Origin of the sequence: Phenylobacterium sp., assembly GCF_965229015.1 — a bacterium.
Taxonomy (GTDB): Bacteria; Pseudomonadota; Alphaproteobacteria; order Caulobacterales; family Caulobacteraceae; genus Phenylobacterium.
In genome coordinates this window covers 1,390,391-1,416,444 of the sequence record NZ_CBDDIM010000001.1, presented here as the reverse complement: position 1 = coordinate 1,416,444, position 26,054 = coordinate 1,390,391, and the positions used below count along the sequence as shown (strand labels likewise).

The 26,054-nt window shown below is 68.6% G+C and carries 28 protein-coding genes; 17 read left to right on the top strand and 11 right to left on the bottom strand.

What is annotated here, in order from left to right; genetic code table 11:
• Nucleotides 1-4: 4 nt before the first annotated feature.
• Nucleotides 5-2,101 carry a catalase gene (locus ACO06I_RS07080; protein WP_421931876.1) on the bottom strand — a complete coding sequence of 699 codons (2,097 nt, stop codon included), beginning with the start codon at nucleotides 2,099-2,101 and terminating at the stop codon, nucleotides 5-7.
• 225 nt (nucleotides 2,102-2,326) lie between these two features.
• Between ACO06I_RS07080 and ACO06I_RS07075 the strand changes: the two genes are divergently transcribed.
• On the top strand, nucleotides 2,327-2,677 hold the full coding sequence (locus ACO06I_RS07075) for a DUF1428 domain-containing protein (RefSeq protein WP_421931875.1): 351 nt from the start codon (nucleotides 2,327-2,329) through the stop codon (nucleotides 2,675-2,677).
• On the opposite strand, the gene ACO06I_RS07070 is transcribed toward ACO06I_RS07075, so the two are convergent.
• Nucleotides 2,674-3,279: a hypothetical protein gene (locus tag ACO06I_RS07070; protein ID WP_421931874.1), complete on the bottom strand. Its 606-nt coding sequence runs from the start codon at nucleotides 3,277-3,279 to the stop codon at nucleotides 2,674-2,676. The genes ACO06I_RS07075 and ACO06I_RS07070 overlap by 4 nt on opposite strands.
• 1 nt (nucleotide 3,280) lies before the next feature.
• On the bottom strand, nucleotides 3,281-3,700 hold the full coding sequence (locus ACO06I_RS07065) for a hypothetical protein (RefSeq protein WP_421931873.1): 420 nt from the start codon (nucleotides 3,698-3,700) through the stop codon (nucleotides 3,281-3,283).
• Nucleotides 3,701-3,822: 122 nt separating this feature from the next.
• Between ACO06I_RS07065 and ACO06I_RS07060 the strand changes: the two genes are divergently transcribed.
• The 3 genes from ACO06I_RS07060 (at nucleotide 3,823) to ACO06I_RS07050 (ending at nucleotide 6,088) form a co-directional block, all read left to right on the top strand.
• Nucleotides 3,823-4,560, top strand: coding sequence for a TetR/AcrR family transcriptional regulator (locus ACO06I_RS07060; protein ID WP_421931872.1), 738 nt, complete (start codon nucleotides 3,823-3,825; stop codon nucleotides 4,558-4,560).
• The gene (locus tag ACO06I_RS07055) at nucleotides 4,561-5,235 is read left to right on the top strand and encodes a nitroreductase (RefSeq protein ID WP_421931871.1); all 675 of its coding nucleotides are present in this window, start codon (nucleotides 4,561-4,563) and stop codon (nucleotides 5,233-5,235) included.
• A 61-nt stretch (nucleotides 5,236-5,296) separates the two neighbouring features.
• A complete protein-coding gene (locus ACO06I_RS07050) occupies nucleotides 5,297-6,088 on the top strand; it encodes a methyltransferase domain-containing protein (RefSeq protein ID WP_421931870.1) in 792 nt (263 codons plus the stop codon).
• A 145-nt stretch (nucleotides 6,089-6,233) separates the two neighbouring features.
• Here the strand turns inward: ACO06I_RS07050 and ACO06I_RS07045 are convergent, their stop codons facing one another.
• Both ACO06I_RS07045 and ACO06I_RS07040 read right to left on the bottom strand, forming a co-directional pair.
• On the bottom strand, nucleotides 6,234-6,992 hold the full coding sequence (locus ACO06I_RS07045; RefSeq protein ID WP_421931869.1) for a phytanoyl-CoA dioxygenase family protein: 759 nt from the start codon (nucleotides 6,990-6,992) through the stop codon (nucleotides 6,234-6,236).
• Nucleotides 6,993-7,073: 81 nt separating this feature from the next.
• Nucleotides 7,074-7,694: a hypothetical protein gene (locus ACO06I_RS07040; protein ID WP_421931868.1), complete on the bottom strand. Its 621-nt coding sequence runs from the start codon at nucleotides 7,692-7,694 to the stop codon at nucleotides 7,074-7,076.
• A gap of 160 nt (nucleotides 7,695-7,854) precedes the next feature.
• Here ACO06I_RS07040 and ACO06I_RS07035 point away from each other — a divergent pair, with 160 nt between their 5' ends.
• The 3 genes from ACO06I_RS07035 to ACO06I_RS07025 are packed head-to-tail and all read left to right on the top strand — an operon-like array spanning nucleotide 7,855 to nucleotide 9,608.
• On the top strand, nucleotides 7,855-8,832 hold the full coding sequence (locus tag ACO06I_RS07035; protein WP_421931867.1) for a hypothetical protein: 978 nt from the start codon (nucleotides 7,855-7,857) through the stop codon (nucleotides 8,830-8,832).
• Complete coding sequence (locus ACO06I_RS07030) at nucleotides 8,832-9,143, top strand: hypothetical protein (RefSeq protein ID WP_421931866.1); 312 nt, start codon at nucleotides 8,832-8,834, stop codon at nucleotides 9,141-9,143. The genes ACO06I_RS07035 and ACO06I_RS07030 overlap by 1 nt, the downstream gene beginning before the upstream one ends.
• A 42-nt stretch (nucleotides 9,144-9,185) precedes the next feature.
• Entirely contained in the window at nucleotides 9,186-9,608 is a 423-nt protein-coding gene (locus tag ACO06I_RS07025) for a DUF805 domain-containing protein (protein WP_421931865.1), read from the top strand.
• Between the two features lie 48 nt (nucleotides 9,609-9,656).
• Here the strand turns inward: ACO06I_RS07025 and ACO06I_RS07020 are convergent, their stop codons facing one another.
• Entirely contained in the window at nucleotides 9,657-10,175 is a 519-nt protein-coding gene (locus tag ACO06I_RS07020) for a hypothetical protein (RefSeq protein ID WP_421931864.1), read from the bottom strand.
• A gap of 112 nt (nucleotides 10,176-10,287) precedes the next feature.
• Between ACO06I_RS07020 and ACO06I_RS07015 the strand changes: the two genes are divergently transcribed.
• A complete protein-coding gene (locus ACO06I_RS07015; protein WP_421931863.1) occupies nucleotides 10,288-10,692 on the top strand; it encodes a DUF4087 domain-containing protein in 405 nt (134 codons plus the stop codon).
• A 139-nt stretch (nucleotides 10,693-10,831) separates the two neighbouring features.
• On the opposite strand, the gene ACO06I_RS07010 is transcribed toward ACO06I_RS07015, so the two are convergent.
• Nucleotides 10,832-11,737, bottom strand: coding sequence for a LysR substrate-binding domain-containing protein (locus ACO06I_RS07010; RefSeq protein WP_421931862.1), 906 nt, complete (start codon nucleotides 11,735-11,737; stop codon nucleotides 10,832-10,834).
• 54 nt (nucleotides 11,738-11,791) lie between these two features.
• Here ACO06I_RS07010 and ACO06I_RS07005 point away from each other — a divergent pair, with 54 nt between their 5' ends.
• From ACO06I_RS07005 to ACO06I_RS06975, 7 genes are all read left to right on the top strand, one after another.
• Nucleotides 11,792-12,958, top strand: a complete 1,167-nt coding sequence (locus tag ACO06I_RS07005; RefSeq protein WP_421931861.1) for an MFS transporter — start codon at nucleotides 11,792-11,794, stop codon at nucleotides 12,956-12,958.
• A gap of 71 nt (nucleotides 12,959-13,029) precedes the next feature.
• A complete protein-coding gene (gene guaB / locus ACO06I_RS07000; protein ID WP_421931860.1) occupies nucleotides 13,030-14,496 on the top strand; it encodes an IMP dehydrogenase in 1,467 nt (488 codons plus the stop codon).
• Between the two features lie 4 nt (nucleotides 14,497-14,500).
• Entirely contained in the window at nucleotides 14,501-14,899 is a 399-nt protein-coding gene (locus tag ACO06I_RS06995) for an MAPEG family protein (protein WP_421931859.1), read from the top strand.
• The gene (locus tag ACO06I_RS06990; RefSeq protein ID WP_421931858.1) at nucleotides 14,892-16,190 is read left to right on the top strand and encodes an RsmB/NOP family class I SAM-dependent RNA methyltransferase; all 1,299 of its coding nucleotides are present in this window, start codon (nucleotides 14,892-14,894) and stop codon (nucleotides 16,188-16,190) included. Before ACO06I_RS06995 ends, ACO06I_RS06990 begins: the two co-directional genes overlap by 8 nt.
• Nucleotides 16,187-17,749, top strand: a complete 1,563-nt coding sequence (gene guaA, locus ACO06I_RS06985; protein WP_421931857.1) for a glutamine-hydrolyzing GMP synthase — start codon at nucleotides 16,187-16,189, stop codon at nucleotides 17,747-17,749. Before ACO06I_RS06990 ends, guaA begins: the two co-directional genes overlap by 4 nt.
• A gap of 318 nt (nucleotides 17,750-18,067) precedes the next feature.
• The gene (locus tag ACO06I_RS06980; RefSeq protein ID WP_421931856.1) at nucleotides 18,068-19,324 is read left to right on the top strand and encodes a tyrosine-type recombinase/integrase; all 1,257 of its coding nucleotides are present in this window, start codon (nucleotides 18,068-18,070) and stop codon (nucleotides 19,322-19,324) included.
• Between the two features lie 223 nt (nucleotides 19,325-19,547).
• Nucleotides 19,548-21,320 (top strand): NACHT domain-containing protein, encoded by a 1,773-nt coding sequence (locus ACO06I_RS06975; protein WP_421931855.1) that lies wholly within the window; start codon nucleotides 19,548-19,550, stop codon nucleotides 21,318-21,320.
• Nucleotides 21,321-21,365: 45 nt separating this feature from the next.
• Here the strand turns inward: ACO06I_RS06975 and ACO06I_RS06970 are convergent, their stop codons facing one another.
• The gene (locus ACO06I_RS06970) at nucleotides 21,366-21,698 is read right to left on the bottom strand and encodes a helix-turn-helix transcriptional regulator (protein ID WP_421933606.1); all 333 of its coding nucleotides are present in this window, start codon (nucleotides 21,696-21,698) and stop codon (nucleotides 21,366-21,368) included.
• Nucleotides 21,699-21,915: 217 nt separating this feature from the next.
• Between ACO06I_RS06970 and ACO06I_RS06965 the strand changes: the two genes are divergently transcribed.
• Nucleotides 21,916-22,197 carry a hypothetical protein gene (locus tag ACO06I_RS06965; protein WP_421931854.1) on the top strand — a complete coding sequence of 94 codons (282 nt, stop codon included), beginning with the start codon at nucleotides 21,916-21,918 and terminating at the stop codon, nucleotides 22,195-22,197.
• A gap of 22 nt (nucleotides 22,198-22,219) precedes the next feature.
• On the opposite strand, the gene ACO06I_RS06960 is transcribed toward ACO06I_RS06965, so the two are convergent.
• The 3 genes from ACO06I_RS06960 to ACO06I_RS06950 all read right to left on the bottom strand — a co-directional run bounded on the left by ACO06I_RS06960 (nucleotide 22,220) and on the right by ACO06I_RS06950 (nucleotide 24,568).
• Nucleotides 22,220-23,302: a nucleotidyl transferase AbiEii/AbiGii toxin family protein gene (locus tag ACO06I_RS06960; RefSeq protein ID WP_421931853.1), complete on the bottom strand. Its 1,083-nt coding sequence runs from the start codon at nucleotides 23,300-23,302 to the stop codon at nucleotides 22,220-22,222.
• A gap of 12 nt (nucleotides 23,303-23,314) precedes the next feature.
• Nucleotides 23,315-23,974, bottom strand: coding sequence for a DUF6088 family protein (locus tag ACO06I_RS06955; protein WP_421931852.1), 660 nt, complete (start codon nucleotides 23,972-23,974; stop codon nucleotides 23,315-23,317).
• A gap of 87 nt (nucleotides 23,975-24,061) precedes the next feature.
• On the bottom strand, nucleotides 24,062-24,568 hold the full coding sequence (locus ACO06I_RS06950; RefSeq protein ID WP_421931851.1) for a helix-turn-helix domain-containing protein: 507 nt from the start codon (nucleotides 24,566-24,568) through the stop codon (nucleotides 24,062-24,064).
• Between the two features lie 464 nt (nucleotides 24,569-25,032).
• On the opposite strand from ACO06I_RS06950, the gene ACO06I_RS06945 reads away from it, so the two are divergent.
• Entirely contained in the window at nucleotides 25,033-25,815 is a 783-nt protein-coding gene (locus ACO06I_RS06945) for a DNA -binding domain-containing protein (RefSeq protein ID WP_421931850.1), read from the top strand.
• Nucleotides 25,816-26,054: the final 239 nt, after the last annotated feature.

The following is a 26,054-nucleotide window of genomic DNA, read 5'->3' as shown; positions in this document are numbered from 1 at the left end:
TCCTCTAGGCCAGCATCCTCACCTTCGGCTCCCGGTCCCACTGGCGCGTGCGGGCGGGCGGCATGAACCCATCAGCGCCCCCCGCCAGGTCCACGACCCCGGCGTCGGGCTCCACATTGGCCTTGTCCAGCAGGGGCTGGGCGTCGGCCGTGAAGCCGATGGCCTTCAGGTGGACGAAGGCGTTGGCCACGAAGTCCACCGCCGCGCTCTCCTTCAGCAGTTCGGCGCAGCCGTCGGCCGACAGCACCAGAGCAACCGCGTCGAACAGCACCGAGGGCGTGCCGGCCAACTGGCCATCCGCCGGCAGTTTCTTGCCGTCCTTCAGGGTCACGCCGCCGACCTTGGGGGCGACGATCTTGACGCTGGCGCCCTCGGCGAGCGCCGCCTTCTTCACCGCATTGATCACCGCCCCGTCGGCGCCGTCGGTCACCAGGATGGCCACCGCCCGGCCCATCAAGGTCTCCGGATACTTGCCGACGATGCGCAGGGCGGGCGAGAGGTCCATGTCCACCGGCTTGACCGCCGCCTCGGACTTGGCTGGCAGGTCCATGGCCAGGCCGTCGGCCACCCGCTTGGCGAGGCCGGCATCGACGTTCTGCAGATTGGAGAGGATGCGCAGGCGCACGTGCTCGAAGCTGCACTTGGACAGCTCGAAGACCAGGGCGCTGGCCAGGTGCGCCTGCTCGATGGGGGTTTGCGAGGCGTAGAACAGCCGCGCATGGCTGTAGTGATCGGCGAAGGTCTCGGCCCGCAGCCGCACCTTCGGACCGTCATTCACCACCTGGGCGGTGCGGAAGCCGCCCTTGGGGTCCTCGCGCGGCCCGCCGGGTTCGCCCGCCTGGCCCAGGCTGTTGGGCTCGTAGTTCGCGCGCCCGACGGGGATCTCCATCTGCATGTGCCCGTCGCGCTGCAGGTTCTGGAAAGGGCAGCCCTTGGCGCGGTTGATCGGCAGCTGGTGGAAGTTCACCGAGCCCAGCCGCGACAGCTGGGTGTCCTGGTAGGAGAACAGCCGCCCCTGCAGCAGCGGGTCCTCCGAGGCGTCGATCCCCGGCGGCATGTTGGTGGGCAGGAAGGCCGCCTGCTCGGTCTCGGCGAAGAAGTTGTCGACGTTGCGGTCCAGCACCATCCGCCCGATCACCTTGATCGGGACCAGTTCCTCCGGGATCAGCTTGGTGGCGTCCAGGATGTCGAAGGGCAGGGCGTCGGCCTGCGCTTGGCTCAGCAACTGCACCCCGAACTCCCACTCGGGGAAGCCGCCCGAATCGATGGCCTCGAACAGGTCGCGGCGGTGATAGTCCGGATCGGCGCCGGCGATCTTCACCGCCTCGTCCCAGCAGGTGGACTGGGTCCCCAGCTTCGGCCGCCAGTGGAACTTGACGAAGGTGGCCTCGTCCTTGTCGTTCAGCAGCCGGAAGGTGTTGACCCCGAAGCCCTCCATCATCCGCAGGCTGCGCGGGATGGCCCGGTCGGACATGGCCCACATGACCATGTGGGTGCTCTCCGGCATCAGCCCGATGAAGTCCCAGAAGGTGTCATGGGCGCTGGCGGCCTGCGGATAGCCGCGGTCGGCCTCCATCTTCACCGAGTGAATGAGATCAGGAAATTTGATGGCGTCCTGGATGAAGAAGACCGGGATGTTGTTGCCCACCAGGTCCCAGTTGCCCTCCCTGGTGTAGAACTTCACCGCGAAGCCGCGCACGTCGCGGGGCGTGTCGACGCTGCCCGCGCCGCCGGCCACGGTGGAGAAGCGGGTGAAGACCTCGGTCTTCACGTCCACCTCGGTCAGGATCTTGGCGCGGGTGTATTTCTCCAGCGACTCCGTCAGCTCGAAGAATCCGTGCGCCGCCGAGCCGCGGGCGTGGACGATCCGCTCGGGGATGCGCTCATGGTCGAAGTGCTGGATCTTCTCGCGCAGGACGAAGTCCTCCAGCAGGGTCGGGCCCCGCGGGCCGGCCTTCAGGGAGTTCTGGTCATCGCTGATCGGCACGCCGAAGTTGGTGGTGATCCGCGCCTCGGGCCCGCTGGCGGTCTGGTGCAGTTCGCCGCCAGTCCCGACGTGCGAGGTCTCGGCGCCGGAGGGCGGGGTCTTGGGCTTGGTCATGTCGAGGATCCTGATCGAGGGCGGTTGGGTTGCTTGCGCAACGCAGGACCCCCCCGATTGGTGACAGACCTCTGGGATTAAAAACGCACTCTGTCAGGTCGCGGACATAAGGCGGGGCAAGGGTTTGCGACGTCAGCCCGAGCCGGCCGGCCGGTTTTCGAAGGCCCCATGTCGGATGGCGCGCGCGCCCTTCGTCCTAGGATCAGGAAACAGCAGGAGCTCCCGATGTCCTATGTCGACGGTTTCATTCTCGCGGTCCCCAAGGCCAATCTCGAGGCCTACCGAAAGATGGCCCGCACGGGCGCCGAGGTCTGGAAGGAATTCGGCGCGCTGGCCTATGTCGAGTGCTTCGGCGACGACGTCCCCTATGGCGAGCTGACCTCCTTCCCCCGCGCCGTCCAGGCCAAGGACGACGAGGTCGTGGTCTTCTCCTGGATCGTCTACGAGAGCCGCGAGCAGCGCGACGCGATCAACGCCAAGGTGATGGCTGATCCGCGCATGCACGAGCACGCCCACGACGTCTTCGACGGCAAGCGGATGATCTACGGCGGATTCGAGCCCTTCCTCGAGGCCTAGAACGCGAAGGGCGAGCCGTCGGGGTTCAGCAGTTTCGGCTGCTGGAACGCCACATAGGCCAGGCGCGCGGGGCGGGGCGAGCCGCCGCGGAAATAGGCCTGGCCCAGGCCGTTCAGCGGCCCGATATATTCCCAGTCGCCCTGGTGGTAGCGGCCCTCGCCCCGCGCCTCGCCGCGATAATAGACCGCTGAGAACCGGGACCTGTCGCCATAGGTCCACTCGCCGGGACCTTCGGCGAGCCCGTCCTTCCAGTTGACTGAGAGCTGGTCGAAATTGGCGGCGTAATAGACCCCGCGCCCATTGCGCGCCCCGCCGCTCACCCCGCCCTCGTACTTGGCGGCGAAGCGGTTGCTGCGGGAATAGACGATGGTCCCCTGGCCGTCGGCCATGCCGTCCACGCAGCGGCCGCTCCAGCGCACGGTGAGCGCCGGGTCGGGGCGGGTGTTGTAGATGGCGCACTTGCTCAAGGGGTCCACGACCCAGTGCGGGTCGTTCGCATAGGCGACATAGCGCGCGCCCGGCGGCTTGGCCTGGGCCGGAACCTGGGCTTGGGCCGCTCCCGCGAGCAGCGCCAGGCCGATCGCCATCATCGCAAGCCTCATCTCAAGACCTCCCGTCATCGCCGACACAGACCGGGAATCCACTCGCCTCGCTGCGGCGGCGCAGCCGCAGCGGCGTCTCGCCCAGTCGCCTGGTCTTCAGCACCAGCACATCGCCGACGACGCGCCCCGTGAACACCTCTCCGGTGGCGGCGACCGTGAAGCTGAGGCCCTTGGCGTCCACCTGGGCGGCGCGCGTGGCCAGAGGGGGCAGGGGGGCGCCCTCCGCCATCTGCACGATGATCCGTGGGGTCACGCCCTGCGCTCGTACGAACACCCGCAGGCCGCGCGCGTCGCCGGTCTCCTGGGACAGGCAGATGTTGGACCAGACCTGGGCGCCGCGCAGGTCCCAGGCCCCATGCTCGGCCAGGGCCGGTCCGCCGAGCGCGCCCAGGGCGCCGGCCAGGATGAGGGTTCGTCGCATCTGCGTCTCCGCCAGGGGGCCCAACCTTCCAGAGGCCGGTGCGCCGCGGCACTGGCGAAAATTGGGCCGCCCTTGACTCAAGAAAGAGAAAGAGAAACATCATTCTCTTCACGGAGGTCGAGATGGGCGAACCGCGGGCGACACCGAGACAGGACGGGCCGGGCGAGGGGCGCTACGGCGGCGATCATGGGGTCGAGGCCCCGCCGCGCCAGGCCCGCAGCCGCGAGACCCTGCGCCGCATCCTGGCCGCGGCCGAGGCCCTGTTCGACGAGGTCGGCTTCCGCGCCGCCACGGTGCCGGAGATCTGTCGCCGGGCGCAGTCTTCCACCGGCGCCTTCTACAAGCGCTTCCGCGACAAGGATGAGCTGCTGGAGGTCCTCTTCGCCGACCTGCTGGCCGACGTGCGTGCGCGGGTGGAGACCCATCTGAGCCCGGCCGCCGTCGCCGCCCACGACCTGGCGCCTTTGGTGGCCTCCACGGTCCTGGCCCTGGCCCAGGCCTATCGCGGCCGCGCCGGGACCGCCCGCGCCCTGATCCTGCTCGGCGATCAGCGGCCGGCCTTCGAGGCTCTGTCCCAGCAGGCCCACGCCGAACTGGTGGCCCAGGTGGCCCGCGCCCTCGCCGCCAAGCGGGGCGAGTTCAGCCATCCCCATCCGCGCCTGGCCGCCGAGTTCGTCGCCCGCCTGGTGACCTCGGTGCTCCAGCAGCAGGTGCTGGTGGCGGGCTTCGGCCCCGGCGCCGACCTGGCGAGTTGGACAGCCCTGGAACAGGAGCTGGCCCGCGCCGTGAGCGGCTATCTGGGCGTCCGCGCCCCGCGCCCGGCCGCGGCGCCCGAGCAACTCAGCCTGGACCTGGGCTAGATGGACGTCGCCGAGGCCCTGGCCACCCGCATCACCTGCCGCGCCTTCTGCGACACCCCGGTCCAGCGCGCCACGGTGGAGGCCATCCTGACGGCCGCCTCCCGCGCTCCCTCCGGCGGCAACCTCCAGCCCTGGCGGGTCTGGGCCCTGGCCGGTCCCGAACTCGCGGCCCTGCAGCACGCCATCAAGGGCCGCATCGCCACAGGCGCCCTCTCCGACGGCCAGACCGAGTACAACATCTATCCGCCCGACATGGGCCCGCCCTTCAGCGACCGGAAGTTCGCGGCCGGGGCGGCCATGTACGCCGCCCTCGGCGTCGCCCACGCCGACCTGGCCGGCCAGATGGAGCAGTACGTCGCCAATTTCGAGCTGTTCGGCGCCCCTGTCGGCCTGGTCTTCGCCATCGACCGCTCCCTGCAACAGGGCCAGTGGGCGGACCTGGGCATGTACCTGCAGTCGGTCATGCTGCTGGCCCGCGAGCACGGCCTGCACACCGCGGCCATGGAGTCCTGGGCCCTGTGGCACGCCACGATCCGCCAGGCCTTGGCGGTCCCCGACGAGCTGATGATCTTCTGCGCCATGGCGCTCGGCCACATGGACGAGGCCGCCCCCATCAACCGCGTCCGCACCGAACGCGCGCCGCTGGCGGAGTTCGCCGTCCTGCGGGGGTTCTGAGCCTGGGCGGGCGGCGCGACCCGGTGTAGGCCTGCGTCTTCCCGATGTCCTGGAGGGGGCCATGGCCCAACTGACCTTTGACGCGGCCGCCGCCAAGGCGCTGGAGGCCATCTACCTCACCCCCGACGTCATCGCCCAGCGCGCCCGGGTCCTCGACCTGCTGGCGCCGCAGCCGGGCGAGCGGGTGCTGGACGTCGGCGTCGGCCCCGGACTGCTGGCCTACGACCTCGCCCGCCTGGTGGGGGAGGGCGGGACCCTGGTGGGCCTGGACCTCGCCCCGGCCATGGTGGCGGCCTCGGCCGAGCGCCTGGCGGCCTTCCCACAGGCGCAGCTCCGCCAGGCCGACGCCACCGCGCTTGGCGGCCCCGACGCCGCCTTCGACGCCGCGGTCTCGACCCAGGTCTACGAGTACGTCGCCGACATGCCCGCGGCCCTGGCCGAGCTGCATCGGGTCCTGGTTCCGGGCGGCCGGGCGCTGATCCTCGACACCGACTGGCGCAGCATCGTCTGGCATTCCTCCGACGAGGGCCGCATGGCCCGCATCCTGGCCTGCTGGGACGCCCACCTGGCCGATCCCCACCTGCCGGCGCGCCTGGGACCGCTGCTGCGGGCCGCCGGCTTCACCGTGCGCCGCGTGGAGATCCTGCCCATGCTGTCGCCCCGCTGGCAGCCGGTCAGCTATGCCGGCGCCATGATGCGCACGATCGCCAACTTCGTGCGCGCCAACGCCGAGCGCGCCGGCCTGAGCCTGGATGAGGTCGATGCCTGGTGGGCCGACCAGCAAGCCCTGATCGCCAGCGACGAATTCTTCTTCAGTCTCAATCGCTACGCCTTCCTCGCCACTCGGGCCTGAGACGGGGCGGTCAGCCTCCGCGCACCTGGGCGTTGATCGCTCCCAGAAGCTCGGCCGACCCCAGCTGCGATCCCGCTGCCTCGCCGGTCAGGGCGTACTCCGGCGGCACGACCTCCGGACCCGCGCCGGGGGGCAGGGGCGGGGTTTAGTAGCCCAGCGCATAGGAGCCCATGGCGTAGCCGATCAGCTGCTGCAGCTCCGGCGCCAGGGTCCGTGCGATTTCCGGCGGGCAGGAGAGATACTGGTTCTCCTCCTGACGCAGCCAGCCGAGCGCATAGGTGATGTTCAGGCCCCAGCGGTCGGTCTCGCCGGTATTGGCCCCGCCGCCATGAAACACCGTGCCCGTATAGACCAGCACCGAGCCGGCTTTCATCGTCGCCCGGCAGATCTCCTCCGGGGTCGCCTTGCGGCTGTCGGGCCAGTCGATGGAGCCGGGCACGACCTGGGTCGCCCCGTTCTCGACGGTGAAGTCGGTGAGCGCCCAGATGGTGTTGAGCTGCGGCTCGACCCCCTTCAGGTGCTTGCCCCAGGCCCAGCGGTCGCGGTGGATCGGCTGCGCCGGCTGGCCGGGCATGATGCGGATCAGCTGGCCCAGGTGCAGCTGGTAACGCGTGCAGTTGGGCAGCAGCAGCGCGTCGCAGATCGCGCGGATCCGGGGATCGAGGATCGCCGTTCGGCAGCCAGGCGAGCGGGCCACGAGGGCCCCGGTCCGCGTGGTCTTGAAACCCGTGAAGCCGTCCTGTCCGGGCTGGGTGGCCTCGACCCAGGGCCGCAGCTCCTCGGCCAGGTCCGCGGCCGCCTGCGGGCTGATCACCTCCTCCAGGATCAGGGCCCCGTCCCGCTCCAGGACCGCCATCACCGCGGCGAGCGGCGCATCGGCCGGCAGACGCTCCAGTTCAGCCATGTCGGACCTCCCAATCCCGGGCCAGGATCGCGGCGCGGGGGCGGGGAGTCCAGCCCCGCGCGGCGGGCCTGAGCCTGGCCCTCACCCCGCCTCGGAGACCCGGGGCTCGGCCCCCACCGGCTCGGCGCGCAGGCGGGTGCGGAACTCGTCCAGGCGGGCGCGATAGCCCTCGGCGTCCCCGTATTCCAGGAATTCGTAATAGCGCCGGTGCGGATCGGAGACCTTCAGGGCGTGCTTGATGGGGCACCAGTACTGCTCGGTGCGGCTCGACACCTCGCGCACATAGGCCACCAGGCCGTTGGCGTAGGCGCAGAAGCTGCAGTTCAGGGCCTCGATGATGTTGAGATAGGACAGCCGGCCGCGGTCCATGGCGATGTAGTCGCGGCGTTTGACCCGGGGAATGCCATACGCCCGGAAGCAGATGGCCTGATAGGCGCTCACCCAGGCGTCGACGATCACCAGGGGGATGATCAGCGAATAGATCACCGGCGCCGTCAGCACCACGGCCAGGGATGTGCCGCCGAGGAACTTGGCCAGACCCAGGCGCAGGCGGCGATGCTCCAGGGTTATGCCGTGCTCGAACTGTCCGATCTGCGCCTTGAGCCTCCAGCCCAGCGCCTTGCGGCGCGCCTCGATCTCCCGGTCGAGATCGCCCTGGAGGCGGACGATCTCTTCGGCGAGATCCTTCATGTGCTGGGTCATGGGCGGGGTGCGGCTCCGGGAGGGACCCGCACCCTAGCCTAAATGCTCAAGGTTTGGGGCGTGACGAGCTGGGGCCATCGCAGCGTGAGCAAATGGGGGCGGCAACCTGAAGTCGACGACGGTCCGGGGTTGATGTAGCGTCACCGTGGGGAGGACCGACATGGACTCAGATCAGCGCGCCGGACAGGCGCAGCGGCTGCGACGTGGCCTGGGGCCCGTGGTGCGCGGCGTGCTCGCCGCCGCCCTGGTGGCGGCGCTCGCCGGTTGCGCCTCGTTCTCGGGCTCGGCTGAGCCGGTGGTCTCGCTGAAGACCCGCCTGGACGCGGTCAAGGCGCTGCCGGAGGCCGAGGCCCTGGCGAACTTCGCCTCGGCGGACGACGAGGATCGGGGCGGCCTGGATCCGAAGAGCTACCGGGACTATGTGGCCGGCGTCTATGTGCGCGCCGCCGACGCCCAGTACCTCGCCTTCCGGACCAATCTCTCGCGGGAGACCAAGGGCGCCGGCTTCGGGTCCAGCACGGCGATCCTGGTGATGAACGGCGCGGCCATCGTCTCGGGTGTCGAGGGCGCCCGGGCGCTGGCCACGGCGGCGGCGGTGACCAGCGGAACCTACTCGGCCCTGAGCAAGGAGGTCTTCCAGGACAAGACCCACCAGGCCCTGCTGGCGGCCATGGACAGCCGCCGCGCCACGGCGAAGATCGCCCTGCAGAAGGGTCTGCAACAGCCCGCCAACGTCTACACCCTGCGCGACGCCTTCGACGCCATCTACGACCTCGAACGCCAGGCCAGCCTCGACGTCGCCGTGCAGCAGCTCACCACCCTGGCCACCGCCGACGCGGCGGCCCAGGAGAAGACGCTGAAGTCCCTCTACCAGGCGCCCATCCTGACCCAGGCCGCCGTGGACCGCCTGGCCGCCATCCTCGACTATGTCGACGCGCTCGCGGCCTCCAACCAGCGGGCGGACCTCGACATGCTCAATGCCATCGCCGCGGCGCCGGGGATCGAGGTGGGGGTCGGGGACACGCCGGGGAAGACCCGCAACAACATCGTGGTCTGGCTGAACGACCCCGCCCAGACGGCGGACATCGACGCGGTGATCGCCAAGCTGAAACCCGTGACCAAGAAGGATACCTACTGATGGCGGACGTCAGGGTGGTGGGGGCGTCGAAGGATCTCGACCTGGCGCTGCTGAATACCTGGATTGGCCAGCGGGAGCGCCTGATGGGTCCGGTGGTGGGCGTCGGCGCGGGCCAGACCCCGGAGGGCCAGCCCGAGACGGCCGTGTCCCTGGACCTCGACCAGCCCCGTCCGAAGAAGAACTTCGCCAAGGTGAAGCTGAAGGTCGGCGGCGCCGCCGTGGTCGCGCCCGACCAGGTCCTGGTCTGCGAAGGCCAGGCCTATATCAGCGGCGTCCTCAGCGACGTCTTCCTGGTCCGCAAGAAGACCTAGCGTGAAAGCCGCGCCGCGGCGGGCGCATGAAGGAGACAAGCGATGAACTGGATGATCCTGCCGCTGAAGCGGGCCCTCGATTTCGGCGGCCGCTCCCGCCGGATGGAGTTCTGGATGTTCGTCCTGTTCTCCGTCCTGGTGGGTGTCGGGGCGGCGATCCTCGACCTGATGCTGGGCTATGGCGCCTCGGCGGCCCATTCCGGGGCCGGCGGCTATGACGCCTGGGTGGAGACCCGTGGCCCGGTGGGCCTGATCAGTTCCCTGCTGCTGGTGGTTCCCCAGCTCGCGGTCTCCGTCCGCCGGCTGCACGACATCAATCGCACCGGCTGGTGGCTGCTGCTGTTGCTGCTTCCCTTGGTCGGCTGGCTGGTGCTGCTCGTCTTCTATGTCACCGAGGGCACGCGCGGCCAGAACCGCTTCGGGCCTGATCCGACGCCGTCCCCGCAAGTCGCCGCGGAGCCGTGATCGGGCGGCGCGCGGACCCGGCGGCGTCCGGGACCGCCGCGCGCGGGCTCAGAGCTTCCCGAACGCCACGCCGCGCCAGCCCCAGCCGCCGGCGTGGGCGGCCTTGATCAGCGGGCCTTTGATCTCGCTGGTGCTGAAGCTGTATTCGTAGATCTTGCCGAAGGAGAGGTCCTCCTCGCGGAAGGCGTAGACCGCCTCGTAGCTCTTCTCCCACTTGCGGCCGCGCGAGGCGCTCGCGGCGGCCGAGAGGGTGGGCACGCCCGCGCGCCATTCCACCTCCCATTCCTCGTCGACGGCCCGGACCTCGCCCTTGGCCTCGTCGAACTTCATCCGCACCTTGAACACGCGCTTGATGCCCGCCTTGGCGAAGATCTCGATCCACTTGGCGTCGACGATCCGCCATTCCGCCACCAGGTCGCAGCCCTCCTTCTTCGTCGCCTCGCGGATCTTGAAGGGGGCGGTGGGGCGGTTCACGGCCATCAGCCGCTTGCGCAGCTTGGCCACGCTCTCGCGGGCGACGCCGCTGGGCGCCGGCTTGGCGCCGCTCAGCCAGTCCAGGATACTCATCGCGACCTCTCCGATGCGCTCTCGACGGGCGCGACTCCTTGACACCATGGCACGATCCCTCCTCAGGTGGCCCCTATTCCTGGTCGGTGACCACAGTTCGAAGGACCGCCAGATGACCCCTCCGTTCCGCAACCGTCTGGGCCGCGCCCTCGGCCTGCTCGCCGTGCTCCTGCCCCTGGCGGCCGGCGCGCCGAGCCAGGCCGCGGCGAAGAAGCCGGTCGGCGAGCTGCGCTGCGGCTGGCTGCAGAACCCGTCGCCGGGCAACTGGTGGCTGTTCGACAACGCCGGCGAATGGACCATTGGCACGCAGGGAGGCTTCCAGGCTCGCGGCCTGGACAGCGTACCCGACCTCACCGAGCACGACTGGGTCGTGACCAACGGCTCATCCTACGGCTATGGCTGCGTCTGCATGCGGGTCGCGACCGACGCCAAGCAACGCCGCATCACTCGCATCCACAGCGTCACGCAAAAGCCGATCAAGGTCTGCCGCGCCGACAAGAGGCTGCCCAAGCAATAGATTAGGCCGCTGGAACAAACGCCGTCATCCCGGGCGCCCCGCAGGGGAGACCCGGGACCCAGGTGGCGGGGCTGGGCCCCTGGGTCCGGGCGCGGAGTTTATCCTTGGGCCGCCTAAGCGGTCGGACCCGAGGGCTTCGCTACGGCCGGGATGACGTTTGGCGTGGCGGCGCTGGGGTTTTCGCGCCCTCGGCCATCAGCCACCCCCGGAACTGATCCAGCGCCCGGCTGCTGACCCCCGGCGCGGCCAGCAGGGCGAAGCCGCTCTGGGCCGGGACGAAGCCGAAGGGCGCGACCAGGCGTCCGCTCCGCACATAGTCGGTCACCAGGGGCCAGGGCATCACCGCGACGCCCAGGCCCGCGATGGCGGCGTCCAGGGCGAAATGCAGGTGGGCGAAGGGCTGTTCCGGCGCCTGCGGCAGTTCCAGGCCGGCCAGGGCGGCCCAGATGGCCCAGCCCTGCGGATGGGTCTGGGCGACCAGACGCGGCGCCCGCAGGGCGTCGGGGAACCGCTCCGCCAGGCCCGGCGACATCACCGCGCCCAGGTGGCTGGGCATGAAGGCCGTGGCCAGGGGATCGGAGAGCCGGCTGGCGGGGACCAGCCGCACCACCGCGTCGGCGCCGCGCTGGCTGACGGCGTGGGACGCCAGCTCGGTCAGATGCAGGCGCACGCCGGGATGGGCTTCGGTGAAGCGCGACAGGCGCGGGATCAGCCACTTCACCGAGATGCTGGCGTTGACCGCGATGTGCAGGTCCTCCGAGCCGCCGCGCACCTGGCGCACGGCGCCGGCGATCTGGTCGAAGGCGGCGGTGAGCGCCGGCAGCAGGGCCGCCCCGGCCGCCGTCAGCTCCAGCCGGTGCTTGGGGCCGGTGAACAGCCGCACCCCCAGGCTCTGCTCCAGGGCCTTCACCTGACGGCTGACCGCCGAGTGGGTGACGTGCAGCTCCTCCGCCGCCAGGGTCGCCCGACCGGTGCGCGCCATGGCCTCGAAGGCCCGCAGGGCGTTCAGCGAGGGCAGAGGGCTTGATGTGAGATTTTCGAACACGATCGTCCCAATATGTCGATTTCCGCCATTAGGCAATCGGCGCATAGACTCGGGATGGCGTCGAAACCCCACCCGCCCCAGACCGTGATCGTCCTGGCCCTGGGCCTGGGGCAGACCATCGCCTTCGCCTCCAGCTTCTACCTGCTGGGGGTCCTGGGCGACGACATCGCCGCCGACCTGGTTCTGGCGCCCACCTTCGTCTTCAGCCTGATGTCGGTGGCCCTGGCCGCCAGCGCGGTCGCCGCTCCGGCGGTCGGACGCTGGGTGGACCGCCGGGGCGGCAAGGCCGTGCTGCTGATCTCCAACCTGGTGTTCGCCGCGGGCCTGGGGCTGGTCGGCCTGGCCCACGGCGCGGTCGTCCTCACCCTCGGCATGGTGGTCCTGGGCCTGGCCATGGCGCTGGGCCTCTACGGCACCCCCTTCGCCATCCTGGTCGCCCTGTACGGGGATCGGGCGCGGCGCGCCATCACCGGCGTCGCCCTGATCGGCGGCCTGGGCTCCAGCCTCGGCTTCCCCGCCACCCACGGGCTCGCCCAGCAGTTCGGCTGGCAGGGCGCCTGCTTCGCCTGGGCGGGCCTGCATCTGCTCGTCTGGCTGCCGCTCGGCGCCGTCCTCATTCCGCGACACGTCGCTGGCCACATGTCGGCCGATGTCGGCGCCCCTACGCCGGTGGTCTGGGACCGCCGGATGATCCAGCTTTCCGTTCTGTTCGCCGGGGCCTGGTTCCTCTCCACCTGCATGAGCACCCACCTGCCGCGGCTTTTCGTGGCCTTTGGTCTCTCCACGACCGTCGCCATGTCCACCGCCGCCCTGGTGGGTTTCGCCGCCGTCGCCGTCCGGGCCCTGGAGTTCGCCGTCCTGCGCCGCTTCCCGCCCCTGATGGCGACCCGCGCGGCGACCCTCATGCACCCCCTCGGGGCCACGGCCCTGCTGGTCTTCGGCAGGGCCGGCGCCCCGGCCATGGCGCTCGGGCAGGGGGCCGGCAATGGCATGCTCACCGTGGCCAAGGGCGTGCTGCCGCTCAGCATCTGGGGATCTGGAAGCTACGCCTACCGCTCGGCCCTGCTGGGACGGCCCGCCCAGATCGCCCAGATCGGCGGCCCGGCCCTCTACGGCCTGGCCCTGGACCGATCCCCGACCCTCGCCCTGCTGGGCGGGGCCGCCCTCTGCCTGGTCATGTTCGCCATGACCTTCGGCCTGAATCAGGAGCCCGTGACATGACCTTGCTGGACGCCACCCTTGCCCGACCCCATACCGACGCCTTATACGCGGCTCGCAAAATGGAGACTCCAATGGAGATTCGCGAAGGGCTCACCTTCGACGACGTTTTGCTCGAACCCGGCGCATCCGATGTGATGCCCGGCCAGGTGGACACCTCCACCCGGTTCACGCGCGAAATCAGTCTGAACATACCGCTCGTGTCCTCGGCCATGGACACCGTCACCGAGAGCCGCCTGGCCATCGCCATGGCCCAGCACGGCGGCCTCGGCGTGCTTCACCGCAACATGACGCCTGAGGAACAGGCCGAACAGGTGCGCGAGGTGAAGCGCTACGAAAGCGGCATGGTCATCAACCCCTTGACCATCAACCCGGACACCCCGCTCAGCGAGGTCCTGGCCATCAAGTCGCGGCGCAAGATCTCCGGCTTCCCGGTGGTCGAGCCCGGCACCGGCAAGCTGGTGGGCATCCTCACCAACCGCGACATGCGGTTCGAGGGCTCCAGCGAAGTCCCGGCCAAGGCCTTGATGACCAAGGACAATCTGATCACGGTTCGCGAGGGCTGCAGTCAGGACGAGGCCCGCGCCCTGCTGCGCAAGCACAAGATCGAGCGGATCATCGTGGTGGACGAGGCCTACCGCGCCGTCGGCCTGATCACCGTCAAGGACATGGAAAAGGCCCAGGCTCACCCGGTCGCGGCCAAGGACGCCCAGGGCCGCCTGCTGGTGGGCGCCGCCTCCACGGTGGGCGACACCGGCTTCGAGCGTTCCATGGCCCTGGTGGACGCCGGGGTGGACGTGCTGGTGATCGACACCGCCCACGGCCACAACGCCGACGTCTCCCGCGCCGTCGGCCGACTGAAGCGCGAGACCAACCGCGTCCAGATCGTCGCCGGCAATGTCGCCACCTATGAAGGCGCCCGCGCCCTGATCGACGCCGGCGCCGACGCGGTGAAGGTGGGCATCGGCCCGGGCTCCATCTGCACCACCCGCATGGTGGCGGGGGTGGGCGTGCCCCAGCTCACCGCCATCGCCGACGCCGTCCGCGCCGCGGCCGGCACCGACGTGCCGATCATCGCCGACGGCGGCATCAAGTATTCCGGGGACCTGGCCAAGGCGCTCGCCATGGGCGCCCAGGTGGCCATGATGGGCTCGGCCTTCGCCGGCGCCGACGAGGCCCCTGGCGAGGTGTTCCTCTACCAGGGCCGCTCCTACAAGGCCTATCGCGGCATGGGCTCGCTGGGCGCCATGTCCACGGCCAACGGCTCGGCGGACCGCTACTTCCAGAAGGAGGTCTCGGCCCTGAAGCTGGTGCCCGAGGGCATCGAGGGTCAGGTGGCCTACAAGGGCCCGATCGCGGCCATCCTGCACCAGATGGTGGGGGGCTTGAGGGCCGCCATGGGCTATACCGGCGCGGCCAACCTCCAGGCCTTCCGCGACAACGCCCGGTTCATCCGGATCACCGGAGCGGGCCTGCGCGAAAGCCACGTCCACGACGTCATGATGACCCGCGAGGCCCCCAACTATACGAGCCCGGTCTGAGACCATGAACGCAGCCCCCGAACTCCAACTCATCGGCGCGGCGATCTTCGTCGGGGTCGTCCAGCTGCTCTGGGCGGCCGGGGCGGCGCGGGCTCAGCAGGACCTGAAGTGGGCGGCCGGCCCCCGCGACGAGGACATGCCGCTCACCGGCGTGGCCGCCCGCCTCGACCGCGCCTTCAAGAACTTCCAGGAGACGTTCCCGTTCTTCGTGGCCGCCATCTTCGCCGCCTATCTGGTGGCCAAGACCGGCCCGCTGACCCTGTGGGGCGCGGTGCTCTATGTCGTCGCCCGGGCGCTCTACGTGCCCCTCTACGCCGCCGGGATTTCCGGCGTGCGCACCCTGGTCTGGCTGGTCAGCCTGGTGGGCATAGGCATGATCGTGGCGGCGATCTTCCTTGCGTGACGGCGGACGCCTCTCGGCGGCCATCGAGGTTCTCACCGACGTCGAGGAACGCCACCGGCCAGCCAGGCTGGCGCTCAAGTCCTGGGGGAACGACGCCCGATACGCCGGCTCCAAGGACCGCGCCTGGGTCTCGGGTCTGGTGCTCGACGCCCTGCGCCGCCGCCGCTCCATCGCCTGGAAGATGGGCGACGACAGCATCCGCGCCGCCATCCTCGGCGTCCTGAAGTACGAGTGGGACTGGCCCGTCGACCGCATTGCCGCGGCCGTCACCGAGGAGCCCCACGGCCACGGCGCCCTGACCGAAGCCGAGATCGCGGCGCTCGAAAGTCCCCGCGACCTGGCCGAGGCTCCGCCCTCGGTGCGGGGCGACTATCCGCAGTGGCTGGAGGCCAGTTTCGCGCGCGCCTTCGGCGACGCGGCGGCGCGGGAAGGGGAGGCGCTCTCCGCACGCGCGCCCATCGACCTGCGGGTCAACACCCTGAAGACCGACCCGGCCCGCGCGCTGAAGGCCACCCAGCCGCTCAACGCCGCCGCCGTGCCGCAACTGGCCACGGCCCTGCGCATCCCCGCGCCCGCGGCCACCGACCGAGCCGGCGCCGTCGAGACCATTCCGGCCTTCTCCAAGGGCTGGTTCGAGGTGCAGGACCTCGGCTCCCAGATCGCCGCGGCCTGCGCCGGCGAGATCAAGGGCGCCCAGGTGCTCGACCTCTGCGCCGGGGGCGGGGGCAAGACCCTCGCGCTCGCCGCCGCCATGGGCAACACCGGCCAGATCTACGCCTATGACAGCGAGGCGCGGCGCCTGGCCGACACCATCCGCCGCGCCGACCGGGCCGGGGTCCGCAACCTGCAGATCCGCTCGCCGGTGACCGAGGGGCCGCTGGACGGTCTCGAAGGCAAGATGGACGTCGTCTTCATTGACGCCCCCTGTTCCGGCTCCGGCGCCTGGCGCCGCCACCCCGACACCAAGTGGCGGCTCAGCGAGGACACCTTCGCACGGCGCCAGTCCGACCAGGACGCCGTGCTGGATCTCGGCGCCACCTTCGTGAAGCCCGGCGGCCGGATGATCTATGTCACCTGCTCGGTCCTGCCCGAGGAGGACGAGGACCGCGTCGCCGCCTTCCTGGCGCGCACCGAAGGTTTCGCTGTGAAACCCGCCGCTTCCGACGAACACCTCTCCGCGCGCCTGACTCCGGAAGGTTATCTCCGCCTGACCCCCGCCACCGCCGACACCGACGGCTTCTTCGTCGCGGTGCTGGAGCGAACCAAACCTCTCGCCGACAAAGCCCCATGACCTCTGAGCCCACCCACGAACGCGTCCTGATCGTCGACTTCGGCAGCCAGGTGACCCAGCTGATCGCGCGCCGCCTGCGCGAAAGCGGGGTCTTCTGCGAGATCCACCCCTACGACAAGGTCGAGGCCATGCTGGCCGACTACGCCCCCAAGGCGGTGATCCTGTCGGGCGGCCCGGCCAGCGTCCACGAGGACGAGAGCCCCGCCGTCACCAAGCGGGTGTTCGAGCTGGGCGTGCCGGTCCTGGGCATCTGCTACGGCGAGATGACCATGTGCGCCGAGCTGGGCGGCAAGGTCGAGGGCGGCCATCACCGCGAGTTCGGCCGCGCCGAGATCAAGATCGAGAAGGCCTCGCCCCTGCTGGCCGGCCTCGGAAACGTCGGCGATCTCGAGACGGTCTGGATGAGCCACGGCGACAAGATCACCGCCATCCCCGACGGCTTCGAGGTCGTGGCCTCCTCGCCGGGCTCGCCCTACGCGGTCATCGCCGACGAGGCGCGGCGCTTCTACGGCATCCAGTTCCACCCGGAGGTGGCCCACACCCCGCGCGGCGCCCAGATGCTGCGGAACTTCACCCACGGCATCGCGGGCCTGACCGGCGACTGGACCATGGCCTCCTTCCGCCAGGAGATGGTGGCCAAGATCCGCGAGCAGGTCGGCGACGGCAAGGTGATCTGCGGCCTGTCCGGCGGCGTCGACTCCTCGGTGGCCGCCGTCCTGATCCACGAGGCCATCGGCGCCCAGCTGACCTGCGTCTTCGTCGACACCGGCCTGCTGCGCCACAACGAGGCCGAGCAGGTCGTCACCCTGTTCCGCGATCACTACAACATCCCGCTGATCCACGTGGACGCCGGGGACCTGTTCCTCGGCGAGCTGGCGGGCGTCAGCGATCCCGAGACCAAGCGAAAGACCATCGGGCGGCTGTTCATCGAGGTGTTCGACAAGGAGAGCGCCAAGATCGAGGGCGCGGCCTTCCTCGCCCAGGGCACGCTCTATCCCGACGTGATCGAGAGCGTCTCCACCAGCGGCGGTCCCTCGGCGGTGATCAAGAGCCACCACAATGTCGGCGGTCTGCCCGACTACATGAAGCTGAAGCTGGTGGAGCCCCTGCGCGAGCTCTTCAAGGACGAGGTCCGCGCGCTCGGCGTCGAGCTGGGCCTGGCCCCGGCCTTCGTCGGCCGTCACCCGTTCCCGGGCCCGGGCCTGGCCATCCGCATCCCCGGCGAGATCACCCGCGAAAAGGTCGCCGTCCTGCAGCAGGCCGACGCCATCTATCTCGACGAGATCCGCAAGGCCGGCCTCTACGACAAGATATGGCAGGCCTTCGCCGTTCTCCTTCCCGTCAAGACGGTGGGCGTCATGGGCGACGCCCGCACCTACGAGGACGTGCTCGCCCTGCGCGCCGTCACCTCCACCGACGGCATGACCGCCGACTTCTTCGAGTTCCCATGGGAGGTCCTGGGCCGCTGCGCGACCCGGATCATCAACGAGGTCCGCGGCGTCAACCGCGTGGTCTACGACGTGACCAGCAAGCCGCCGGGCACCATCGAGTGGGAATGATTCCGATGGGTTCGCGGGCTATCGCGGACCATCGGAATAGACCCTTAGATATCTGAAAAATAACAGAAAACAACTCCCTTTCGTTCGCTACCTATCGCCCCCAAGCGACGGGCTAAAACGGCGTGCCTGACGGTTCGCCGTCATCTTGTCCGCGAGGTCAGTCGCCGATACCGTCAAGGGAATAGAGCGTTCTGACGGTGTTTTTCTGAGGATATCTATCAGAAAAATATAGGGAAATGGACGGTATGGCGGGCCAAAATGGCCTGACGGTCTTTTCCCCGAAATCGGTGCGCTCAACCGACCCTTCGGAGACGTCCCGTGCTCACCGACGCTGCACTCAAATATCTGAAACCAAAGGATAAATCCTACAAGGTTTCCGACCGTGACGGTCTTTATGTCCTCGTCTCCACGACGGGGACTCTGGCCTTCAAATTCGACTACCGCCTGAACGGGCGCCGGGAGACCGTCACCTTCGGCCGCTACGGGCCCGCGGGCCTGTCGCTGGCCCGTGCGCGCGAGAAGTGCCTGGAGGCCCGCAAGCTGGTCGCCGATGGCCAGTCGCCGGCGATCGAGAAGCAGCGGGACAAGCGTCGCAAGCTCGAAGCAAAGAGCTTCGGCGCGCTTGGCGAAAAATGGATGTCCGAGGCCAAGATGGCCGACAGCACCCGGGCTATGCGCCGCGCCATATTCGAACGCGACGTGCTGCCGCCGCTTCGGTCACGGCTGCTGACCGAGATCGCGGCGGATGACGTTCGCGCGGTCTGTCAGAAGGTGAAGGACCGGGGCGCCCCGGCCACCGCCGTACATGTCCGCGACATCATCAAGATGATCTTCGACTACGCGAACCTGCATGGCGCCAAGGTCTCGAACCCGGCCGAGGAAGTCGGGCCCTCCTCGATCGCCACCTTCGTGCCCAGGGACCGTGCCCTATCGCCAACCGAGATCCGCCTTCTCTTCGGGCTTCTGGAGCAGGTGGCGACCCTTCCGACTATCCGCCTGGGCCTGAAGCTGATCGTGCTGACCATGGTGCGGAAGAGCGAGCTGCAGGACGCCACTTGGGACGAGGTCGATTTCGAGAACGCGGTCTGGACGATCCCCAAGGAGCGCATGAAGCGCTCGAAGCCGCACAATGTGTATCTCGCCCAGCAGAGCCTCGACATTCTGGTCGCCCTGAAGACCTGCGCGGGCAACTCGCGCTATCTCCTGCCGTCGCGCTACGAGGCCAACCAGCCGATGTCACGGGCGACCTTCAACCGGGTCACCTCGGCCATCGCCGAGCGCGCGGAGAAGGAGGCATTGCCGCTTAGGCCCTTCACCGTCCACGATCTGCGACGGACCGGCTCGACCCTGCTCAACGAGCTGGGGTTCAACAGCGACTGGATCGAGAAGAGTCTGGCCCACGAGGACGGCCGTTCCTCCCGCGGCGTCTACAACAAGGCCGAGTACGAGCATCAGCGCCGGCACATGCTCCAGGAGTGGGCGACGGCGGTGGACGCCTGGATCGAGGGCCGCAAATACCTCCCAGTCCTGACGCCGCCCATGGCCGCCGTGATCGGGCCCGAGTCCCTTGGCTAGCGGATTTGTCCTCCCGCCCAGATTATAGCCGCTGCCCCTGTCGGCGGGATGGCAGGCGAGCATCTGGGCGACGTTTGCGTCTAGCGCGGGTGCGAGCTGCTGGCGCGCGGTCGGCGGTATCGGCGTCGCGCCGCAGTGATGCGGGGCCATGCCGGCGCGGGGCCTGGGCGGCGCAACCGCAGGGCGTTATGGTGACGCCTGCTATGCGGACGCGCCTCAGATTATGAAGACCACAAAACTCCGCGGCGAGATCATGTCCGCCAGCCCCGACGAGTTCGATCTCTTGATCTCGAGCGTCGCGGAGGGACTCATCCCTCGCTTCGTAAGGTCCAAGCGGCTGGGCGAACGCGACAGATTGGGCATCGACCTCTTCCAGTATGATGCCGATACCGGCGCTGAGACCCTCGCGGTGCAGGTGAAGACCGTCGAGCGGGAGATCAAGCCGCGCCACATCAAGGCGTTCCGAAAGGAGATCGCCAAATTCCAAAAGCTTGGACCCACGGTCGACGAGTACTGGTTGGTGATCAACAAGCCGCTCAAAGTGGCGTCCGAGCGCACCGAACTGACTGACGATCTGGCCAGCTTGGTGACCTCAGGGAAGGCCGCCAAGGCGCGCCTGTTGGATCAGGAGGGGTTAATCAAGCACCTGGAGACGCTGGCGCGCGGCCGGCTCGTGGCGTGGTCAGCCGAGTTGCAGGCGAATTTGAAGGAGGCTTATGCGACGCGCCTCCAAGTGGTGAAGTACATTCAGGACGTCCCGTATTCTGCGGCCAGTCTGGATTGGAATCCCGCGGCTGCCATCGCCAAAGGCGCCCGCGCTTTCCTCGACGCAGTGCATCAGGACCAAGCTGGCCGGGAGCGCAACCCGCCCCGGGTATTGATCGCTTCGGGGTTCGGCTTCGGCAAGACGACCACTTTGCATGCGGTGGCGGAGCGTTGGGTCGCGGCCGGCGGGCACGCATTGTACGTACCGGCCGCGCTCCTACCACAACGGGCGTTCGCCAACGGGGCTGGGCTGGTCGATGGTTTACTGTCGACGATCGCACCTGCCGACTTCCCGCTGCAGAATCCGACCAAGCGCTTACTTCGCGACACCCTGCGAACAGACTTAGAACGCTCGAGGGATTGGATCCTGCTCATCGACGCCATTGACGAAAGCCCGCACTGGTCGAGTCAGGTGCATTTGGCGGCGCTCTGGGCGGGGGTGGCGGCGCTTGGCATCCCGACGGTCGTGTCCGTCCGTGAGGAGGTCTATGAAAGCCGCCGGCTGGAGTTCGATCATCGGGTGGTTCGTAAGGCCGCCGGCGACTTCTTCGAGCGGTTCGAACTGCTCGACTGGCCACCGTCGCTCATCGGAACGTTCTTGGACCAGTTCGCCACAGAGCGGGCGCCGGCCGCACCTTCGGCAGCCTTTCGCCGCTTTCGCGAGGCGGTCAAGACCGAAGCCTATACGGAGCTATATGGCGACATCCCGCGCCGCCCACTGTTCCTCAGTATGCTCGCCGAAGATGCCTGGAATGGCGCGGACCCAGAACAGGACCTGTCCCGGCTCTACGACAAGTATTTTCGGCGAAAATTGATGACCGACTGGTCCGGGGCGGGGGCGGGCGGGCAGGTGGTCCGGGCCGGCGCGCTCACCGAGCGGCACGGCTACGAGGATACGATCGAGCGGATGATGCAGGCCATGCAGGCGGTCGCAACGGAAATGCTCCGGCGGACCAATCCGGCCCTGCCAGCCGGGGTGATCGCAGCGCCGGACCTTGAGCGGTGTTTGCGCCAATCCCTTGGCGAGTTCGCGAATGCCGAGGAGGTGTTGCTGATCTCGGTCCTGAGGCCCGCTGGTCGACATCCGAGCACCCGGGATCGCCTCTTCAGTTTCGCACACCAGTCATTTTTCGACTGGTTCGTCGCCAAGAGCTTGATTGCAGAGCATGGCGCCGCAGCTGACCAATGGGCGACCAACGACGCCGTGCGGCTGTTCCTGAAGACCAGTTAAATCAAATCGGCGCTCGCCGTTTGAAACCGCAATACTGAGCCGCACTTAGCGTGTCACCGGGCGGGTCTTGCGCAGGTGGACGTCAGGGCCTGGCGCCCGAGGCGCGAGGTTCGCGAGCGACGCCGCCCGCCGTTCGTTGATCCAGATCTCGACCTCGGCCAGGCTCCAGACCACGCAGCGCGGGGTGAGGTGGAACCTGCGGGGGAACTCGCCGCGCTGTTCCATCTCATAGATCGTCGTGTCCGCGAGCGGGACGATGCGACGGAGCTCGGGGCGCCGGATCGTCCTCTGAAGGGTGAGGAGGTCACCCTCAGCTCGCCCGGGGGCTGTCCGGCCAGGGGCATGAGAGTGTGGGGCGGTGTCGTTGGTGAGGCTCATCGACATCTATCAACTCCGTTCAATGTCCATGAGATGGAATTGGCAATCGGGGCGGGGAGGGAAGTCTCGGAAAATGAGGCGTAGGGCCACGGCGGTCTGTGGCGTGCAGATCGGAGGGGCGGCGATTCACGACGTCCGGCTTGGCCGCGTGCGGCTTTGAGCAATGCGCATCGAGGCGCCGGGATGATAGACGTCGGTCCGAAGTGGGGAGCGCGATATGGAATGGACCAGCCCATGGGAGCCTGTTGAGGACCTTGAGATCCGTGGTCGGCTGGAGCGGCAACTGCGCCGCGAACTGCCGCCCCATCATGTCTTGGCGCATCTGGATGTCACCGCGATCGCCAGGCTGGCGGGCGCGGACGACGTAATTTTCGCCCTGGCCGATGGTCGGGTGGCGCAGGTTCATCTCACCTGGTCGGAGTCTCCGCCGGCTTCGAACCGCCCTGCGGTTCAGCTCTGCGGCTCGCTCGCGGCCTGGCGGGAGGCTGACGCCCAATAGCGGACCTGCCGCAGGCGGTGGGTTAGGTGGAGTTTGGCCCGATCTTGGCCGCCCCGTTCAATCGAGCCTCAAGGGCGATCACGCTGGCCATCACAGCGTCGAAGGCCGGCGGATCGCCGAAGATCATTCCACTCATGGCGCGATAGTCGCGAACCAGCGGCTCCAGCATTTCCGGGGTCGGGACCAAGGCGAAGGAGCCGGGCGCTGCGCTCGCCAGGTCCAGGTCCGGGCTGTTGAAGAACATCTTGGCATGGGCCACGCAGTCCGCGCCCAGCTCCAGGTTGGCCGCGGCGGCCGGTCCGACATCCGAGGCCATGAGCCGGTGGAGATCGTAGTAGTGGCGGGTCACGCGCTGGCCGCCGCCGCGAAGCTCATGCCGCTTTTCGAACCAGCGGCGCAGGCCATGGGCGATCACCACCTTGTCCCAGAAGGTGCGCTCCGGATCGACGGTGATCACGCCATCGACGTGAAGATCCAGCTCCGGCAGATCATCATCGACATAGGGCCGCACGGTCACCGGCTGGTTCGGGTCCAGCGCCGACTTGGCGCCGGACTCGATCTTCACGGCCGGGCGCACATAGGCGGCGTCGTCTGTCGTGGGGCTGACGGCTGGATACCAGAGCAGCAAGGTCTGGCGGTCGGCATCATCCGGATCGAGCTCCACCCGCGCATCGGGCGCGGCAAGGCCGGTCGCAGTGACCGCCTGGGCCAGCAGCGCGCTCATCTGCTCACGTAGGGAGCCAGCGATATAGGCTTGGCACGCCGCCTTGATCCCTTCGAGCTTGGCCTTGCGCCGCTTGCCGCTCAGGCCTTCGAGTTCCGCCACCGAGGCACCCTGGCCGAGATCGTCGCGGAACACGGTGACGTCGATGTCCTCCGAGAACCGCGAGATCAGCCCATAGCCCTTTGAGAGCGAGGTGCCGCCCTTGAACAGCAGACGTGGCTGTCCAGCCTCGAGCCGGTTGAACAGGGCGTCGAGGGTCCAGCAGACCCAGAAGTCCTTCTCGATATTTCCAGCCCCCGTACCCAGGCGCGCAGCCGTCGTGAGGAAGGCGCCGCGCCGGTCGTCCGCCGGGGCGGCCAGGAAGGCTCCATAGTCAGACATGCAACCGTCCTCCTAGGCGCGCTTGGGATTGTGCGGAGGGTCGACCACCATGTCGCGCAGGAAGTCCTGCATCCAGCCGGGAAGGGCTGAGAAGCCGTCACGAAGGTCCGCGGCGATGGCGGGGCCTTGGGCCGGATCGCTGAGAATGCGCAGTAGACGCTGGCGGATCTGCGCCTGGTCGGTCTGCAGTCGATCCTTCAGCCAGTGCAGGGCCTGCACGACGCGCATCGCCGGCCGACCAGCCCAGTAGAGTTTGCTGGGAGCCGTTCGTTTGAACGCAATGTTCAACCCACCGATCTGCTGGGGGGAGAGCCTGGCGTCCGTATGAACCACGACCTTGGCCGGAACGGCGTCACTCAGGCCTATGTCGTTGGCGGCGGTGATCCCATCCACCAGCATGCGGGCATTGTCGCGCCGGCCCAGGGCGTCGATGACCGCCTTGGGGTCGGGCGGGCTGGACTGGCGGGTCAGGCTGTTGAGGCGCGGGCGGTCGTAGAGGCCCCGACCGATCCGGCGCACGTCACCGGCGCGGACCAGGCGATGCAAGGCCTGGTCCACCGCGTCGCGCGATCCGGCGTCGACGAAGTCTGTGGGCGTTGCGACGCCGAAGGGTGCCTGGGCGTCCATGCGATCCAGGATCGTCGCTTTCAGGTCGAGGGCGGGGCCGCGCATGGGGTTCTCCAGCTGTCAGGAATATGTATGCGAATTTCTGACAAATCAATGAATGTCAGAAAGTCGTATGCAATATTCTGACAAATCTCATCGGCGTCGTCGGCGTGGGGAGAAGGACACGTCCAGGCCCATCCGCCGCGCCTGTTCGTCCAGCCAGGTCTCCGCCGACAGGTCTCGCTTGCGCACATGCTCGGTCAAATCCTGGAAGAGACGGCGAAAGCCGCCCCAGAACACCCGCGGCTCGATCAGGGTGATGTCGTCGCCCAGGTCGTCGTGGAAATTGCGCAGCGCCAGCATCATCACCACCATCGGCTTGTTCTCCGCCGTCTGAACCGCGAACTCCGGCGATTTCAGCCAGACGCTGGCGATGATCGCGAACGGGTCGCTGTCGGTGGCCTCGGCGAACTTGATCACCCGCTCCAGGTCGATGCGATCCTGGCCGGCCTCGAAGCGCTCATAGGTCCGCAAAGGCAGGCCCATCGCGCGGGCGACATCGGCCGCGCGCATCCGTCGGTGCTTTCGCACGCCAACCAAGGCCGCCGACAGCAGCTCGCCGACTGTTGGCTCACCTGGTTTTGGCTCGTCGTCGGCCATGACGCCCCGAACAGCTGCAAACTGGCGCCGCCCTGCGTCGAGCGCATGGCGACCTTACTCCTTTTAGAGTTGTGGAGTCAGCCTCGCGAATGGTCAGCCGGCGGAGGAGGGGGCGGGCGCTGGAACCTCTGTGGAAAGGCCCGCTTATTCGATGCGGCCCGCCGCCGGCGCGCCGTCTCCGGCGAACCCCCTGGCTCATGGACCGGACCCTATTCGCGGCGCCCGCCGGTGACCCTTCTACGGGGTGAACTTCGGGCGCTCAATATCGGGGACTATGATCGGACCGCGCGGGCGGGCGACCGGAACGCGGTCGGCGCGCACCAACCGCGCGTCCGCCGAAAACCGCCGAACGTCCACCACAAACCGCCGTCCCACCGCCGGATTCCGGCGCGGGCGACGGGGTAGGGGCGGCTGCGCGCGCTTTTCCTACCCTTCGGCCGCTTGCCGCGCTCCGATGAGCGATCATGGGCATGCCGTCATCGCGCCGGGATCGTGAGGAGCTTCGGTCGGCTCGGACCGACGGTTCGGCGCGACCCAAGCCCAATCGCGCGGACTTCGCCTGGGAGTTCCTGCGCCGCAATCTTGCCTATCGGACAGTGGCCAAGGCGCGGGTCTGGACGCGCAGCTTCAAGGATCCCCACGGCGAAGAGGCCGCCAGGCCCTGGGGCCTGCAGTTCATCGCCGATCCAGACCTGCCGGCTGGCGTCGCCGATGTCTTCTGGCGCCCCGAGGTCGCGCCCAGCCAAGTCGTGATCCTGGAGCGCTCCCAACTGGTCATGGCGGCGCCCCTGCAGTTGGGAGGCAACATCGCCCTTCAACGCCGTGGGACCGATGGCCTTCACGTGCGGCTGCAGACCGGCGTCCAGGCGCTGGTGCGGGACGGTGATCTTACGGCGCCCCTTGCCGTCGTCCTGCCGATCTCCGGGCAGTTCTCCGCGGCCTTGCGCGCCGCGCAGGGCTTGCAGCGGACACTGGCCGGCGCAACGGCGCCGCAGGACGATCTGAGGTCCCAGCTACGCCAGCGCTTGGTCCGGGCCTTGGCGGCTTTTGACGGAGCCGGGCAGGGGTGGAGCTATCGAGAGATCGCGACGGAGATCTTCGGCAGCGGCATCGTGGCGCGGGAGGCCTGGCGAACCTCGACGGTCCGCGACGCCACAATCCGGCTCGTACGCGCAGGTCGGTTGATGGTGGCTGGGGGATATCGGTCGCTACTGCGGGGAGATAAGCGTCCTCTTGTCGAGACCTGAGAGAATGTCTGGGTTGGGCTCCTAGCCGTCGTTCTTGACGCCCGCTTCCGGGAAAAAGACGCAAGGCCAAGATGACCAGGCTCCACCCCAGGCTTGCGTCCGGCAAGTCTCCTATGAAGATGTTCGGCAGGCCAATCTAGCCGCCGCGTTTTGCCGGTGCCAGGCCGGCGGACCGCGCTATTGTCGCGTAGTGGTTGCACTTTTTTGCTTACCCCGCCGCCCGGATCGTGTGACACAAG

What these genes read in the sequence shown, in the direction of transcription:
- ACO06I_RS07080 (WP_421931876.1), bottom strand. Translation starts at nt 2,101, where the DNA reads ATGACCAAGCCCAAGACCCCGCCCTCCGGCGCCGAGACCTCGCACGTC.
- ACO06I_RS07075 (WP_421931875.1), top strand. Translation starts at nt 2,327, where the DNA reads ATGTCCTATGTCGACGGTTTCATTCTCGCGGTCCCCAAGGCCAATCTC.
- ACO06I_RS07070 (WP_421931874.1), bottom strand. Translation starts at nt 3,279, where the DNA reads ATGAGGCTTGCGATGATGGCGATCGGCCTGGCGCTGCTCGCGGGAGCG.
- ACO06I_RS07065 (WP_421931873.1), bottom strand. Translation starts at nt 3,700, where the DNA reads ATGCGACGAACCCTCATCCTGGCCGGCGCCCTGGGCGCGCTCGGCGGA.
- ACO06I_RS07060 (WP_421931872.1), top strand. Translation starts at nt 3,823, where the DNA reads ATGGGCGAACCGCGGGCGACACCGAGACAGGACGGGCCGGGCGAGGGG.
- ACO06I_RS07055 (WP_421931871.1), top strand. Translation starts at nt 4,561, where the DNA reads ATGGACGTCGCCGAGGCCCTGGCCACCCGCATCACCTGCCGCGCCTTC.
- ACO06I_RS07050 (WP_421931870.1), top strand. Translation starts at nt 5,297, where the DNA reads ATGGCCCAACTGACCTTTGACGCGGCCGCCGCCAAGGCGCTGGAGGCC.
- ACO06I_RS07045 (WP_421931869.1), bottom strand. Translation starts at nt 6,992, where the DNA reads ATGGCTGAACTGGAGCGTCTGCCGGCCGATGCGCCGCTCGCCGCGGTG.
- ACO06I_RS07040 (WP_421931868.1), bottom strand. Translation starts at nt 7,694, where the DNA reads ATGACCCAGCACATGAAGGATCTCGCCGAAGAGATCGTCCGCCTCCAG.
- ACO06I_RS07035 (WP_421931867.1), top strand. Translation starts at nt 7,855, where the DNA reads ATGGACTCAGATCAGCGCGCCGGACAGGCGCAGCGGCTGCGACGTGGC.
- ACO06I_RS07030 (WP_421931866.1), top strand. Translation starts at nt 8,832, where the DNA reads ATGGCGGACGTCAGGGTGGTGGGGGCGTCGAAGGATCTCGACCTGGCG.
- ACO06I_RS07025 (WP_421931865.1), top strand. Translation starts at nt 9,186, where the DNA reads ATGAACTGGATGATCCTGCCGCTGAAGCGGGCCCTCGATTTCGGCGGC.
- ACO06I_RS07020 (WP_421931864.1), bottom strand. Translation starts at nt 10,175, where the DNA reads ATGAGTATCCTGGACTGGCTGAGCGGCGCCAAGCCGGCGCCCAGCGGC.
- ACO06I_RS07015 (WP_421931863.1), top strand. Translation starts at nt 10,288, where the DNA reads ATGACCCCTCCGTTCCGCAACCGTCTGGGCCGCGCCCTCGGCCTGCTC.
- ACO06I_RS07005 (WP_421931861.1), top strand. Translation starts at nt 11,792, where the DNA reads ATGGCGTCGAAACCCCACCCGCCCCAGACCGTGATCGTCCTGGCCCTG.
- guaB (WP_421931860.1), top strand. Translation starts at nt 13,030, where the DNA reads ATGGAGATTCGCGAAGGGCTCACCTTCGACGACGTTTTGCTCGAACCC.
- ACO06I_RS06995 (WP_421931859.1), top strand. Translation starts at nt 14,501, where the DNA reads ATGAACGCAGCCCCCGAACTCCAACTCATCGGCGCGGCGATCTTCGTC.
- guaA (WP_421931857.1), top strand. Translation starts at nt 16,187, where the DNA reads ATGACCTCTGAGCCCACCCACGAACGCGTCCTGATCGTCGACTTCGGC.
- ACO06I_RS06975 (WP_421931855.1), top strand. Translation starts at nt 19,548, where the DNA reads ATGAAGACCACAAAACTCCGCGGCGAGATCATGTCCGCCAGCCCCGAC.
- ACO06I_RS06970 (WP_421933606.1), bottom strand. Translation starts at nt 21,698, where the DNA reads ATGAGCCTCACCAACGACACCGCCCCACACTCTCATGCCCCTGGCCGG.
- ACO06I_RS06965 (WP_421931854.1), top strand. Translation starts at nt 21,916, where the DNA reads ATGGAATGGACCAGCCCATGGGAGCCTGTTGAGGACCTTGAGATCCGT.
- ACO06I_RS06960 (WP_421931853.1), bottom strand. Translation starts at nt 23,302, where the DNA reads ATGTCTGACTATGGAGCCTTCCTGGCCGCCCCGGCGGACGACCGGCGC.
- ACO06I_RS06955 (WP_421931852.1), bottom strand. Translation starts at nt 23,974, where the DNA reads ATGCGCGGCCCCGCCCTCGACCTGAAAGCGACGATCCTGGATCGCATG.
- ACO06I_RS06950 (WP_421931851.1), bottom strand. Translation starts at nt 24,568, where the DNA reads ATGGCCGACGACGAGCCAAAACCAGGTGAGCCAACAGTCGGCGAGCTG.
- ACO06I_RS06945 (WP_421931850.1), top strand. Translation starts at nt 25,033, where the DNA reads ATGGGCATGCCGTCATCGCGCCGGGATCGTGAGGAGCTTCGGTCGGCT.